The organism is Caulobacter sp. FG121, from assembly GCF_057809815.1.
Genome location: NZ_JBMDKR010000001.1, coordinates 82271 through 95138, shown reverse-complemented (window position 1 = coordinate 95138; position 12868 = coordinate 82271). Strand labels below are relative to the sequence as shown.

General features: G+C 68.2%; 13 protein-coding genes. 6 read left to right on the top strand and 7 right to left on the bottom strand.

Annotated features, from left to right (window positions below; all coding sequences use genetic code 11):
• Positions 1–54: 54 nt before the first annotated feature.
• Both ACODSL_RS00500 and ACODSL_RS00495 read right to left on the bottom strand, forming a co-directional pair.
• Positions 55–1293, bottom strand: a complete 1239-nt coding sequence (locus ACODSL_RS00500) for a DUF418 domain-containing protein (RefSeq protein WP_488898665.1) — start codon at positions 1291–1293, stop codon at positions 55–57.
• An 83-nt stretch (positions 1294–1376) separates the two neighbouring features.
• Positions 1377–2285, bottom strand: a complete 909-nt coding sequence (locus ACODSL_RS00495; RefSeq protein ID WP_488898664.1) for a cobalamin biosynthesis protein CbiG — start codon at positions 2283–2285, stop codon at positions 1377–1379.
• Positions 2286–2402: 117 nt separating this feature from the next.
• Between ACODSL_RS00495 and ACODSL_RS00490 the strand changes: the two genes are divergently transcribed.
• The gene (locus ACODSL_RS00490; RefSeq protein ID WP_488898663.1) at positions 2403–2756 is read left to right on the top strand and encodes a copper-binding protein; all 354 of its coding nucleotides are present in this window, start codon (positions 2403–2405) and stop codon (positions 2754–2756) included.
• A gap of 159 nt (positions 2757–2915) precedes the next feature.
• Here the strand turns inward: ACODSL_RS00490 and ACODSL_RS00485 are convergent, their stop codons facing one another.
• Positions 2916–3917: an NADP-dependent oxidoreductase gene (locus ACODSL_RS00485; RefSeq protein ID WP_488898662.1), complete on the bottom strand. Its 1002-nt coding sequence runs from the start codon at positions 3915–3917 to the stop codon at positions 2916–2918.
• Between the two features lie 94 nt (positions 3918–4011).
• Here ACODSL_RS00485 and ACODSL_RS00480 point away from each other — a divergent pair, with 94 nt between their 5' ends.
• The 4 genes from ACODSL_RS00480 to ACODSL_RS00465 all read left to right on the top strand — a co-directional run bounded on the left by ACODSL_RS00480 (position 4012) and on the right by ACODSL_RS00465 (position 7893).
• Positions 4012–4911 carry a Gfo/Idh/MocA family protein gene (locus tag ACODSL_RS00480; protein WP_488898661.1) on the top strand — a complete coding sequence of 300 codons (900 nt, stop codon included), beginning with the start codon at positions 4012–4014 and terminating at the stop codon, positions 4909–4911.
• A 130-nt stretch (positions 4912–5041) separates the two neighbouring features.
• Positions 5042–6214, top strand: a complete 1173-nt coding sequence (locus ACODSL_RS00475) for a serine hydrolase domain-containing protein (RefSeq protein WP_488898660.1) — start codon at positions 5042–5044, stop codon at positions 6212–6214.
• 78 nt (positions 6215–6292) lie between these two features.
• Positions 6293–6775, top strand: a complete 483-nt coding sequence (locus ACODSL_RS00470; RefSeq protein ID WP_488898659.1) for a glutathione peroxidase — start codon at positions 6293–6295, stop codon at positions 6773–6775.
• The gene (locus ACODSL_RS00465) at positions 6772–7893 is read left to right on the top strand and encodes a serine hydrolase domain-containing protein (RefSeq protein WP_488898658.1); all 1122 of its coding nucleotides are present in this window, start codon (positions 6772–6774) and stop codon (positions 7891–7893) included. The genes ACODSL_RS00470 and ACODSL_RS00465 overlap by 4 nt, the downstream gene beginning before the upstream one ends.
• Here ACODSL_RS00465 and ACODSL_RS00460 read toward each other — a convergent pair.
• The gene (locus ACODSL_RS00460; protein ID WP_488898657.1) at positions 7890–8786 is read right to left on the bottom strand and encodes a LysR substrate-binding domain-containing protein; all 897 of its coding nucleotides are present in this window, start codon (positions 8784–8786) and stop codon (positions 7890–7892) included. The genes ACODSL_RS00465 and ACODSL_RS00460 overlap by 4 nt on opposite strands.
• 97 nt (positions 8787–8883) lie before the next feature.
• On the opposite strand from ACODSL_RS00460, the gene ilvD reads away from it, so the two are divergent.
• On the top strand, positions 8884–10734 hold the full coding sequence (gene ilvD, locus ACODSL_RS00455; RefSeq protein ID WP_488898656.1) for a dihydroxy-acid dehydratase: 1851 nt from the start codon (positions 8884–8886) through the stop codon (positions 10732–10734).
• 11 nt (positions 10735–10745) lie between these two features.
• On the opposite strand, the gene ACODSL_RS00450 is transcribed toward ilvD, so the two are convergent.
• The 3 genes from ACODSL_RS00450 to ACODSL_RS00440 are packed head-to-tail and all read right to left on the bottom strand — an operon-like array spanning position 10746 to position 12648.
• Positions 10746–11150, bottom strand: a complete 405-nt coding sequence (locus ACODSL_RS00450) for a group II truncated hemoglobin (protein WP_488898655.1) — start codon at positions 11148–11150, stop codon at positions 10746–10748.
• 57 nt (positions 11151–11207) lie between these two features.
• Positions 11208–11894, bottom strand: a complete 687-nt coding sequence (locus ACODSL_RS00445; protein ID WP_488898654.1) for an NnrU family protein — start codon at positions 11892–11894, stop codon at positions 11208–11210.
• Positions 11895–11952: 58 nt separating this feature from the next.
• Positions 11953–12648: a hypothetical protein gene (locus ACODSL_RS00440; protein WP_488898653.1), complete on the bottom strand. Its 696-nt coding sequence runs from the start codon at positions 12646–12648 to the stop codon at positions 11953–11955.
• Between the last annotated feature and the right edge of the window lie 220 nt (positions 12649–12868).

Below are 12868 nucleotides of genomic sequence, written 5' to 3'. Positions count from 1 at the left end.
CCCCTAAACGTCCCGCCGCTCGATTGGGGGACACGTACCTGCGGTACATGTCCCCTAGCGCTTCACGAACGGCTGGGGCTTCCACATCACCAGTGAGCGCCAGACCCACTCGAACGGGCCGTAGTGGAACCGCGCCAGCCAGGGCCGGCTCCACAGCAGGATGAAGGCCCAGACGCCGGCGACAACATAGTAGAGCTGGTGGCGCTCGAGCTGGCCGTAGAGGCCCAGGCCGAAGCCGCAGAAGACGAAGGTCGTGATGATCGAGGTGCCCAGGTAGTTGCTGAAGGCCATCCGCCCGGCCGCCTCAAGCCGGTTCACCAGCACCGTGAGCGCCCCCGCCCGGATGATCAGCATCAGGACGCTGGCGTGGGCCAGGGCGATGAATGGCCGGGGGGCGGCGGTGAGGGCGAACAGGGCGTGCTGCCGCACGGGCTCGAAGTCGGCCTGCACCGTCGACCAGCACAGCCAGATCATCACCGGGACCCCGATCAGGTATCCCACCGCGATCATCGCGGCGTAGGCCCGGCTCGACCAGCCCAGGGTGAAGAAGCCCAGCCTGAACAGGCCCGCGCCGATCAGCATCTGGCCGATGGCCTCCGGAATGGCGTCGAGCGGCAGGAAGCCGAGCTGGACGATGGTCGCGGCGCGGAAGCGACTCTGCAGGGCGGAGAAGAAGTCGCCGCGCATCTTCGCGATCTCGTCCACGCCCAGGCTCTGCGGCGCGTTGAGAAACAGCTGCAGCTCCTGCCACTGGGCGGCCTGGGCCGGGGTCGCCGCGCCGGCCGCGACGGCCGCCTGCAACGCCTTGATGTGTTCGGCCTCGACGAGGCTCTTGGTCAGCAGGGCGATCAGGATCGCCGCGCCCGTTGCGATCAGCGCCTTCGGCGGCAGCTTGCGGAACAGGAAAGCGACCGCGCCGGCGATCGCATAGCAGACCAGAATGTCGCCGAAGAACAGGAAGTAGGCGTGCAGGAAGCCGATCACCAGCAGCCAGAACGCCCGCCGGTAGTGGGTCGCGGCAGGGCCCGGCGTTCGCCCCTCGGCCCGGTCGGCGATCAGCAGCATGCTGGCCCCGAACAGCATGGTGAAAAGGGCCCGCATCTTGCCGTCGGTGATCACGAAATTGACCGCCCAGACCCAGAAGTTGGCCCCGTGCAGGTCGCCGTAATAGGTCGGGTCGACGTAGGCGAAGGTCGGCATTCCCATGCCGACGATGTTCATCAGCAGGATGCCCAGCACCGCGAAGCCGCGCACGGCGTCGATGGACTGGTGGCGTTGAGTGGTCATGGTCATGGGCGCGCCTCCCCAGGCGAATTTCAGGGGAGGGTGAACGCCGGTCGGCGGAAGTCAACCGTCAGGGTTGAGAGGCCCCGGTGTCAGACGCCGAGGATCCAGCCTTCTTCGGACTCGACCACGGCCACGACGTCCGGCTCGGCGCCGGCGCCCGGCCCGAAGGCGGCGCCGAGATCGCCGGCCTCGTCGAGCTTGAGGAAGTGCTCGGCGAGGGCGCGGACCTGGGCGCGGTCAGGGACCTCGCCCGGCTCGGCCTTCATCTCGACTAGCGCCGGATAGACCTCGGCGAAGACGACCTCGAGGCCGTCGACGTCGGCCGGGGTGATCGTTTTCCAGCCGGTCTGGAACGGCCAGGCCTTCGCCTTGTCGCCCAGTTGGTCGGCGAGGGCCTTCACCCGCGGGATGCCTACGATGGCCTGGCTGCCGACGGTGCCGTTGCCGAACACCTGCCAGACGGTCTTTGCGCCGGCCTTGCCCTTGCCCTGGGTGAGCTTTTCGGCGCGGCGCAGCTGCGGCGGCAGGCCTTCGGGCAGGGCCGTCGGCTTGGTGGTCGACAGCCAGCGCTGGCTGTCGTTGGCCGGGCAGCCCCAGAACGGCCAGGGCTGGTCGGTCATCAGCCGGTTCATCTTGGCGGCGACGGCGAAGCGGTTGTTCACGTTGGTCGGCTTGTCGACGACATTCGACGCCAGGAAGGCCCACATGCCGCTCCAGTCCGGCGTCTTCAGCGCCAGCGCCTTCGCCGTCCCCTCGGGATAGCCGAGCGGGAAGTCGAACCCGACCAGCGCCCGTTCATTGCGGCGGCGCAGGTCGGCGAGCACGTCGCCGAGCACCTTCATGGCCTCGTCGCGGGTGGCGGGGTTGAACGCCTCGAACGTCGGGCGGAAGCGGATGTCGCGCTTGATGACGCCGATCCAGATGGAGTCCTTGCCCGTCCGCGGCGCGGCGGCGGCGCTCCAGTCGACCATCACATAGGCGCTGAAAAGGCGCGACACGGCTCTACTCCCTCAAGATTGGCCGGGCTTTTAGCTGTCGCGACGCGTGGGAGGAAGCACTGGCTTCAATTCCCGCGTGTTCGTGATAATCGGCTCGTCAGACTACGGAGTTGTTCCATGAAGAAGATCGCAACCGCCCTCATTCTGGCCGCACTGGCGCTTTCGGCCTGCGGGCCGTCGTCAGGCGACGACAAGGACCTGAAGGCGGCGAAGGCGCGGGCGCTGGTCATTCCCGAAAGCCCGACGGGGCCGATCTATGCGACCACGGGAACGATCGTCGCGTCGGACGGGCGGACCGTCACCATCGACCACGACGGCGCGACCGGCTCCGGCCTGGCCGCAGGTCGCGCGACTTTCCGCACCTGGGCCGACGTCATCGCCCAGTCTCCCGGTGAACCGGGCGCGCGGGTGGCGTTGAAAGTTCAGAAGCTCGGCGACGGCTGGGCCGTGGTGGAGCTTACGGGGCGGTAGCATCGCGGGGCCATGTACCTTCGGTCCATGGCCCTGATCGAGGGTGGTCCTTCGAGACGCTCGCTTGAGGCTCGCTCCTCAGGATGACGAAGAGGTGTTGGCTTCCCCCGCGTCATGGTGAGGAGCGGACTCTCAGGTCCGCGTCTCGAACCACGCAAGCTACCCCAGCTTGACCAGCATCTTGCCGGTGTTGCCGCCGGCGAACAGTTTGAGGAAGGCGCCGGGGGCGCTCTCGATGCCCTCGTCGACCGTCTCGGTCCACTTCAGCTTGCCGTCGTTGATCCAGCCGGACATGTCCTGCAGGAAGTCGGGCAGGTGCTCGAAGTGGTTGGAGACGATGAAACCTTCGAGCTTCAGGCTCTTGCCGACCGCCTGGATCAGGTTCTTCACGCCGTACATCTCGCCGGTCGAATTGTACTGACTGATCATGCCGCAGAGCGCGAACCGGCCGAACGGGCGGGCGTTGGCGATGGCCGCATCCATGTGCTCACCGCCGACGTTCTCGAAGTAGACGTCGATGCCCTTGGGCGCCACGCGGGCGAGGGCGGCGGCCAGGTCGGTCTCGGCCTTGTAGTCGATGACCTCGTCACAGCCGATCGACTTGAGGAAGGCGACCTTGTCCGCGCCGCCGCAGGAGCCGATCACGGTGTGGCCCTTGATCTTGGCGATCTGCACAACGACCGAGCCGACGGCGCCGGCCGCGCCGGACACGAAGACGATGTCGCCTTCCTTCAGCGCGGCGATCTTCAGCAGGCCGACCCAGGCGGTCAGGCCAGGCATGCCGGCGATGCCGAGGAAGGTCTGCGGGGGCAGACCGAACGTGTTCAGCTTCTGCACCGACTTGGCCGGGGCGTTAAAGGCCTCACGCCAGCCGAAGCCGCTCTGGACCAGATCGCCGACGACGAACGACGGGTCATTGGACGCGATCACCTCGCCGACGGCGCCGCCGTCCATCGCCTTGCCCAGCTGGAAGGGCGGGCTGTAGCTCTTCACGTCGTTCATGCGGCCGCGCATGTAAGGGTCGACCGTCATCCACGTGTTGCGGACCTGGATTTCGCCGGGGCCGGGGGCGGGCAACTCAATGGTAGCCAGCTCGAAGTTGTCGGCGGTGGGCGTGCCCACCGGGCGGCTCTTCAGGCGAATCTCGCGCGAGGTCGTCATAGGCGTAACTCCCGATTTCAACTGTAATTTCAAACGGGCGTTTAGCGCGTTTCCGAACCTCGCGGAAGCCGTCGAACCGCGCTAGAACCGGGCCATGACCAAGGTACTCAAGGCTGGCGTCGTCGGATCGGGCGTGTTCGGCGGCTTCCACGCGAAAAAGTATGCCGAGATGGAGGGCGTGGAGCTCGCCGGCATCTTTGACACGCACCCCGAGCGCTGCTTCGCGATGGCCGAGCAGCACGGCGTCGAAGCCTGGGGCGACCTGGATGATCTGCTGGCGGTCTGCGACATCGTCACCATCGCCTCGCCGGCCACGACCCACGCCGGCGCAGCGCTGGCCTGTTTGAAGGCTGGCCGGTCGGTCTATGTGGAAAAGCCGCTGGCGACGACGCTGGAAGAGGCTGACGCCCTGATCGCCGAGGCGGCGAAACGCGGCCTCGTGCTGGCCTGCGGCCATCAGGAGCGGGTGGTGTCCCAGGCCATGGGCCTGCTCGACATTCCGGAAAAGCCGCTGTTGCTGGAGGCTGTGCGCAAGGGCACGCCGTCGCCGCGCAGTCGCGATGTGTCGGTCGTTCTCGATCTGATGATCCACGACATCGACCTGGCCCTGTCGCTGACCGACGCCGACCCCCTGGCCGTGGAGGCCGAGGGTGACGAGAGCGCGATCCGGGCCGAGGCGACCTTCAGCGACGGTTTCACCGCTGTGTTCACCGCCGCCCGTAACGCCGCGGCGCGCGAGCGGACCATGCGCATCGTCTATCCCTCGGGCGTTCTTGAGATCGACTTCGTCACTCGCGCCTTCAGGAACAGCACTCCGTTCCCGCTGAACGAGGCGTTCACCGAGACACCGGCGGGCCGTGATCCTCTCGGAACCAGCGTCGCCGGGTTTGTCGCTGCTGTACGGGGATTGTCGCCACGGCCGGTGGTGACGGGCGAGGAAGCGGCCCGGGCCCTGGATCTGGCGCTCGCGGTGGAACAGGCTGCGGGATTCTGACGTCGACCCGGCCCGGCTGATCGTGAGCGTAACCATGGCAAGCCGCCGCGGGCGAGGCAAGCCAACTTAAGTTGCCTTGCGAGGCTCCCTGCCGAACGCGATTCCATAAGGTCTCAACTGGGGGATCGAGATGGCCGAAATCGCGCCCAACGTCATGAACACGACGCCTGAGAACCAGGCGGACACCTACCGCAGCCAGCACCTGGTCTGGCCGGTGCGCGCTATCCGGAGCGGTGACTCCGTTCGCGGGCTTCCACCGCATGCGCGGTCGCTTCGGGACCTCACCTACGGGCCGGGCGATCTCCGCCTCGGCGTCGACGATTTCATGGCCCGCAACCGCACGGCCGGGCTGCTGATCCTGAAGAACGGTGAGGTCGCTCTTGAGCGCTATGGCTTGGGCAACGATCCGGAGACGCTTTGGACGAGCTTCTCGACCGCAAAGTCCATGACCGGGATGCTGGCGGGCGCAGCGCTCCACGACGGCGCGATCGGAAGCCTCGACGATCCCTGCGACCGCTATCTGCCGCGACTGCGAGGTTCAGCCTACGAAGGCGTGACGATCCGCAATGTCCTGCGGATGTGCTCGGGCGTGGCGTGGCGCGAGGTCTACGACGATGGCGCGCCATCCGAGGTCTATCGCCTCGGCCGGGCCATGGCGCGTCGGCAGCCGGGCGTTATCCTCGACCTGTTGTGCAGGCTGCCGCGCGCGCAACCCCAGGGGACCGTGTTCAACTATTCGACCGGCGACAGCTGCGTACTGGGCGCCGTGGTCGCCGCCGCGACCGGTCGCCCGTTGGCCGACTACCTCGCCGAGCGGGTCTGGGGTCTGGCCGGGATGGAGGCTGACGCCTGGTGGCAGCTCGAGTCCGAGGACGGTCTGGAGCTGGGCGGGCATGGCGTCAGCGCCCGCCTGCACGACATGGGTCGCTTCGGGCTTCTGATGCTGGAAGATGGCGAGGCGCGCGACGGGCGGCGGGTGTTGCCGCGCGGCTGGCGGGACCTCGCGAGCCGGCCGGACTGCGAGGCGACCGCTTTTGGCCGCCTGGCGCTGGGCGATGCGGGTGGGTACGGCTACCACTGGTGGGCGACGCCGCCCGTCCCCGGCGTCCACGCAGGGGTCTTTTCGGCGATCGGCGCCTTCGGCCAGCTTGTCTACGTCAACCCGGGCGAGCAGGTGGTCGCCGTCTTTCAGAGCGCATGGCGTAGCCCCCATGACGCCGCCGCCAGCGCCGAGACCGTCACGCTGCTGCGCGCGGCCGTGCGCGCGCTCCGTCAGGATTCCGCGCCCTGGCCTGCATTTTGAGCCCGCCTTTTCGACAAGCTGCCTTGGAAGTTCCTCTTTCTCGCGGTCATAGTTCAGCAAATCCACGGAGCCCCGGCCATGACCACCGCCTACGACTACGACTTCACGGCCATAGACGGCTCGGCCCTGCCGATGACGACCTTCCGGGACAAGGTGGTTCTGGTGGTCAACGTAGCCAGCAAGTGCGGCCTGACCCCGCAGTATGACGGGCTGGAGAAGCTCTATCGCGACTACCGCGACCAGGGGCTGGTCGTGCTGGGCGTGCCGAGCAACCAGTTCATGGGTCAGGAACCCGGGACGAACGAGGAGATCGCCGAGTTTTGCCGCACCACCTTCGGCGTCGACTTCCCGATGACGAGCAAGGTCGATGTGAAGGGCGATGACGCCCATCCGTTCTACAAATGGGCTGTCGCCGAGGTGGGCGAGCCCGCCGAGCCGGTGTGGAATTTCCACAAGCTGCTGGTGGGCAAGGACGGGTCCCTGATCAATGTGTTCGGCCCGCGCACCGTGCCGGAGGATGCCGAATTGAAGGCCGCGGTCGAGGACGCGCTGAAGGCTTGAAACTCACCCGTCGGTCCCTTTTCGCGGTTCCCGCCGCCTTGACGCTCGCTGGACCTGGACTGGCCCGCGCCCAGTCGCCTGTGATCGAGCAGGCGAGGGCGGTGGTGCGCGACTTCATGGCCGCGGCGCCGTTCCCGGCCGTCTCGGCCGCGGTCTGGCAGGGGGGAGGGCTGGTCTGGTCTGAAGCGTTCGGGGTCGCCGATCTCGATACCGGCGTTCCGGCCACCCCTGAGGACCGGTTCAGGCTGGCCAGTGTGTCCAAGGTGCTGACCGCCGCCGCCGTCATGCGGCTGGTGGCGCGGGGTGTCGTCGATCTGGACACGCCGATCGGCCGCTATCGTCCGTCCCTGCCCGCGCCGCATCAGGAGACGACGCTGCGCCAGCTGGTCAGCCACCAGGGCGGCGTGCGGCACTACATCCCGCGTGACTTCGATCCGGCCGCGCCAGGCGGTTCGATCGACCTGCGCCCCTATCCGACCACCGAAGACAAGCTGGCCATCTTCATCAACGACCCGCTGGTCTCGCCGCCGGGCGAGGCGGTGCACTATTCGACCTTCGGCTATGTGCTGATCGGGGCGGTGCTGGAGTCGGCCGCCGGCATTCCGTTTCCGCGCATCCTCGCCGACGAGGTGACCGGCCCTCTGGCGCTCGGCAGCATCGCGCCGGAAGTGCGCGGCGCCATGGTTCCAGGCCGGGTTGGCGACTACCAGCCGGTCTATCCGCTCAAGGCTCCGGCCGAGATCGTCAGGTGCCCGCCGATCAATCCCGCCTACAAATGGCCGGGCGGAGGCCTTGTGGGCGCGGCGCCGGATGTGGCGCGGTTCTGCGGCGCGCTGACCCGCCCCGGCTACCTCAGCGCCGAAGGTCTGACCGCCCTGTTCACGCCGAACCCGTCACGAACGGGCGCGACCGGCGTGTTCGGCGTCGGCTGGGACGTTGATCGCGACCCTCGGGGACGGCGACGCGGCTGGCATGCCGGCAGCATCGTCGGCGGGCGCTCGATCGTGATGATGCTGCCCGACGACGGCGTGGCCGTCACGGTGCTGGCCAATCTCGGCCAGGTCGACGTCGACCCGCTGGTTCCGGCCCAGCGCATCGCCGACGCCTTCCTAGGCTAGCCGCCCGCCAGCAGTGAAAGCAATCCCCGCAGCGTGGCCGTGTCATTGTCCCGCCGCCAGGCCAGGCCGGTCTCCAGCATCGGCGCGTCTTCGATCTCGACATAACTGACGCCCGCGCGGGCGAGGTTGCGCAGCGAGGCCGGGACCAGCGCCACGCCCAGTCCCGCTGACACCAGGCTGATGATGGTCTGCATCTGGATCGCCTCCTGGGCGATCCGCGCCGGCCGGCCCCGTGCGCTGAAGTAGCCCGTCACCAGGTCGTGAAACGCGGGCGCCACGGACCGGGGGAACAGGATCAGCGGCGCGCCCAGCAGGGCGTCGGGCGCCAGGATCCCGGCCCTGACCGGCAGGCGGCCGTGCTCGATCCAGGCCGTCGGCGTGGCGGCCACCAGCGGCTCGGACACCAGCCGGCGATAGATGAGAGGCTCGGGCAACGTCCCGTCGTGCGGCGGGATGATGATCCCCGCGTGCCGCTCTCCGGCGACCAGCGCCGGGATCTGGACGTCACTCGTCGCCTCCACGAGGCGAAGATCCACATCGGGATAGGCTTCGGCGTAGCGGCGCACGAGGTCGGGCAGGATGCTGTAGTCGGCGGTGGTGACGAACGACAGGGTCAGGTGGCCGGTCTGGCCGTCACGCAGTCGCCGCGCCGTGGTCGCCAGCGTCTCGATGCCCGACAGCGCCTCCCGCACCGACGGCAGCCACTGCGCCCCGAAGGGCGTCAGCTGGACGCTGCGTTTGGTACGCACGAACAGCGGCGCGCCCAGCTCGCGCTCCAGCGCCATGATCGACTGGCTGAGGGGCGGCTGTGTCATCCCCAGCCGTTCGGCGGCGCGACCGAAGTGCAGGGTCTCGGCCACGGCGGCGAAGTGGCTCAGTCGGCGAATGTCCATCTGATATCCATGACGACCTAATCAGCCACCAGTAATATATTTCGCCGTCGATGATAACCGCGATAGGATCGGGGCCTTCCTGATCGAGACCCTCGCCATGGCCGTCCTCCGCTCGCGTACCTCCACCCACGGCCGCAACATGGCCGGCGCCCGGGGCCTTTGGCGCGCCACAGGCATGAAGGACGGAGATTTCGGCAAACCGATCATCGCCGTCGCCAACAGCTTCACCCAGTTCGTGCCCGGCCACGTGCACCTGAAGGACCTCGGCCAGCTGGTCGCCTGCGAGATCGAGGCGGCCGGCGGCGTGGCCAAGGAGTTCAACACCATCGCCGTCGACGACGGCATCGCCATGGGCCACGGCGGGATGCTGTACTCGCTGCCGAGCCGCGAGCTGATCGCCGACAGCGTCGAGTACATGGTCAACGCACACTGCGCCGACGCCATGGTCTGCATCTCCAACTGCGACAAGATCACGCCCGGCATGCTGATGGCCGCCATGCGCCTGAACATCCCGGTGGTGTTCGTCTCGGGCGGTCCGATGGAAGCCGGCAAGGTCGTCGTGAAGGGCCAGATTCGCTCGCTTGACCTGGTCGACGCGATGGTCGTCGCCGCCGACGAAAACTACAGCGACGCGGAAGTGTCGGAAATCGAGAAGGCGGCCTGTCCGACCTGCGGCTCCTGCTCGGGCATGTTCACAGCCAACTCGATGAACTGCCTGACCGAGGCGCTCGGCCTGTCGCTGCCCGGCAACGGCTCGGTGCTGGCGACCCACGCCGACCGCGAGGCGCTGTTCAAGGAGGCCGGCCGGCTGATCGTCGACCTGTGCCAGCGCTGGTACGAGCAGGACGACGCCACGGCCCTGCCGCGCGGCATCGCCACCCGGGCGGCGTTCGAGAACGCCATGAGCCTGGACATCGCCATGGGCGGCTCGACCAACACCGTGCTGCACCTGCTGGCCGCCGCCCACGAGGGCGAGGTCGACTTCGGCATGGCCGACATCGACCGGCTGTCGCGCCGCGTGCCCTGCCTGTGCAAGGTCGCCCCGGCCAAGGCCGACGTGCACATGGAGGACGTCCATCGCGCCGGCGGGGTCATGGCCATCCTCGGCGAGCTGGAGCGCGGCGGCCTGATCGACGCCACCCAGCCGACCGTCCATGCCTCCACCATGGCCGATGCCCTGGCGTGCTGGGACATCGGCCGCACCAACAGCCAGATCGCCCGCGACCTGTTCAGCGCCGCGCCCGGCGGCAAGCCGACCCAGATCGCCTTCAGCCAGGCCGCGCGCTGGGAAGAGCTCGACACCGACCGCACGGGCGGTGTGATCCGCTCGGTCGAGCATCCGTTCTCGAAGGACGGCGGGCTGGCCGTGCTGTTCGGCAATCTCGCGCCCGAAGGCTGCATCGTGAAGACGGCCGGGGTCGATGAGTCGATCCTGACCTTCCATGGCACGGCCAAGGTCTACGAAAGCCAGGAGGCGGCGGTCAGCGGCATCCTCGGCGGCAAGGTCCAGGCCGGCGACGTGGTGGTGATCCGTTACGAGGGCCCCAAGGGCGGGCCGGGCATGCAGGAGATGCTCTACCCGACCACCTATCTGAAATCGAAAGGCCTGGGCGCCGCCTGCGCCCTGATCACCGACGGGCGTTTCTCGGGTGGGACCTCCGGGCTCTCCATCGGCCACGTCTCGCCCGAAGCGGGCGAGGGCGGGCTGATCGCTCTGGTCGAGACCGGCGATCCGATCCTGATCGACATCCCCAACCGGGGAATCACCCTGGACCTGCCGGACGCGGTCATCGCGGCTCGCCGCGAGGCCATGGAAGCGCGGGGCAAGGACGCCTGGAAGCCGGTTGACCGCGTCCGCGCCGTCAGCCCGGCCCTGCGCGCCTACGCGGCCATGACCACCAACGCCGCCAGGGGCGCTGTGCGCGATGTCAGCCAGGTCGAGCGCTGAGGCCTGATCGCCTAGCGATTGCGCAGGCCGTTCGCCAGGCGGCCGAAGGCGGCTTCGAACATCGCCCGCACCTCCGGGTCGATGTCCAGGGCGCCCAGGGCCTTGCGCATGCAGCCCATCCACTGATCGCGTTCGGCCGGGCCGATTGCGTAGGGCGCGTGCGCCGACATGATGCAGGCCCGGTCAGGCCTCAGGCTGTAGAGCTGCGGTCCGCCGGCCCAGCCGCTCAGCCAGTCGAACAGCTTGTCCCGGATGGGTCCAAGATCTGCGTCATGCATCCGGCGAATGCCTGCGGCGTCCGGATCGTTGTCCATGGCGTCGTAGAAGGCGTCGACGAGTTCGCGCATGGCGGATGCGCCGCCGAGCTGGTCATAGGGCGAGGGCAGGGGGAGTTCGACGGTGTCGGTTCTGGCCATGCCCGAGGTCTGCCGAAACAGGGCCTCGCGGGTCCATGATCCGGATCAATCGCCGGTTCAGCCGAGCGGATTGACCCCGAACAGGAAGGGGTGACCCCAGAGGAGGGCCGCCCAGATGGCGACGCCGAGCAGCAGTCGCCACCAGCCGATCTCGCCGACCGACACCTTCTGCTTGCCGGCGAGGATGGCCGCGAACGGCACGCCGGAGGTCTGGCCGGCGAAGGCGTCCCAGCGGGCGCCGAGGGCCCGCTTGCGCTTGGCATCGATGCTGGCGGTGCCGAACAGGGCCAGCACGAGCATCGATCCGAACAGGATGACGCTCGGCAGATCGCCATTGGCCAGCAGATGGCCGGCGGCCCAGATTGCGACGCCCCAGAGGAAGGGGTGGCGGGTGATGCGCAACATGCCCTGAACGGCGTTCGGCTTGTCGAGCGCGCCCTCCTGTTTGACGCTGGTCGGGTTCGGCGTGATCAGGCCGGGCACGATCAACAGCATGGCCAGGAGCATCAGCGCGACGGCCGTATGCTTCGCCCCGGGACCGAGATCCCAATAGATCGGTCCTTCGCCCCGGGCCTGCCCATAGGCCCAGCCAAGCCAGACCAGTCCGGCGACCGAGGCCAGCGAGAACAGGCCCATGAACGGGGACTCCCCGATCATTGTGACAATGGCGCCGCGCAGGGCCGTGCCGGACACGAGGAGATGGAGAAGCACGAAAAAGACAGCGGCGGCGATCAGAGCGGTCAAGGCAATCCTCCCCAGGACAGGTTTCAGGGATCGTGCGCCTATAAATTTACACTGTCAATTATAGAAGTCGCGGCGGGTTGTCGTCGTCCGGTTCGTCTTCGTCGTCCCACGGAGGAGGTTCTGGCGCGGCCTCGGCCCGGGCCGGCGGAGGCGGCGGCGGAGGAGGAAGAGGAGGAGGAGGAGGAGGAGGCGCAGCGACATAGGCGGGGACGGGGGCGGGCTTCGGCGCCGGCGGGCGACGCAGGATGGAATCGCAGCGCGCCAACCAGCTGTTGGCCTCCTGGATCGCCTTTTGTGGCGACCAGTCGTCGCGTCGCGCTTCGTCGCCGCGCAGCCAGAGGTCCAGATCGAAGTCGGGATTGCCCGGATCATCAAAGATCAGGCGCAGGGTGATCTGGTCCGCGGAGGAGACACGTTGTTCCAGCGCCCGGCGGGGCTCGCCGCGATAGACGCGGGCGGCGACCTGACCGTCTACGACGAGCTCGGCGCCGATCAGTTCGTCGATGCGGTAGATCAGGCACCAGGCGCCCCGGTCCCAGGCCACGGCGGCGAGGCCGGTCTTGAAGGAGAATCCCGCGCCGCGACCTCGGCCCTGGGCCAGCACCACGGCCTCCGGCTCTGCCTGCAGGACCCGACGCAGGGCGCGGCCAATCCGGCGGGGCTCATCCAGGAACCAGAGCGCGAGACTGCCGAAGAAGGTCACGGCTGTGCCGGCCAGTCCCAACAGCAAAAACAGGCGCGCCATGTCGGTCATGGCGGCAGGCTAGCGAGAGTCCCTGGCGACGTCAGCCCTTGCGGGGCGAACGGGGCTCTGGCTTGCGGACAGCGACACGGCCGCCTCTGGCCGGACGGGTCGCGGCCGTCAGCGCGGCGCAGAACTCGGGATAGGTGAACGAACGCATGGTGGCGTCTCCGAATGTGAGCAATCACTCACTACCCCGACGCGACGGCTCATGCAAGTGAAATGTGAGCAA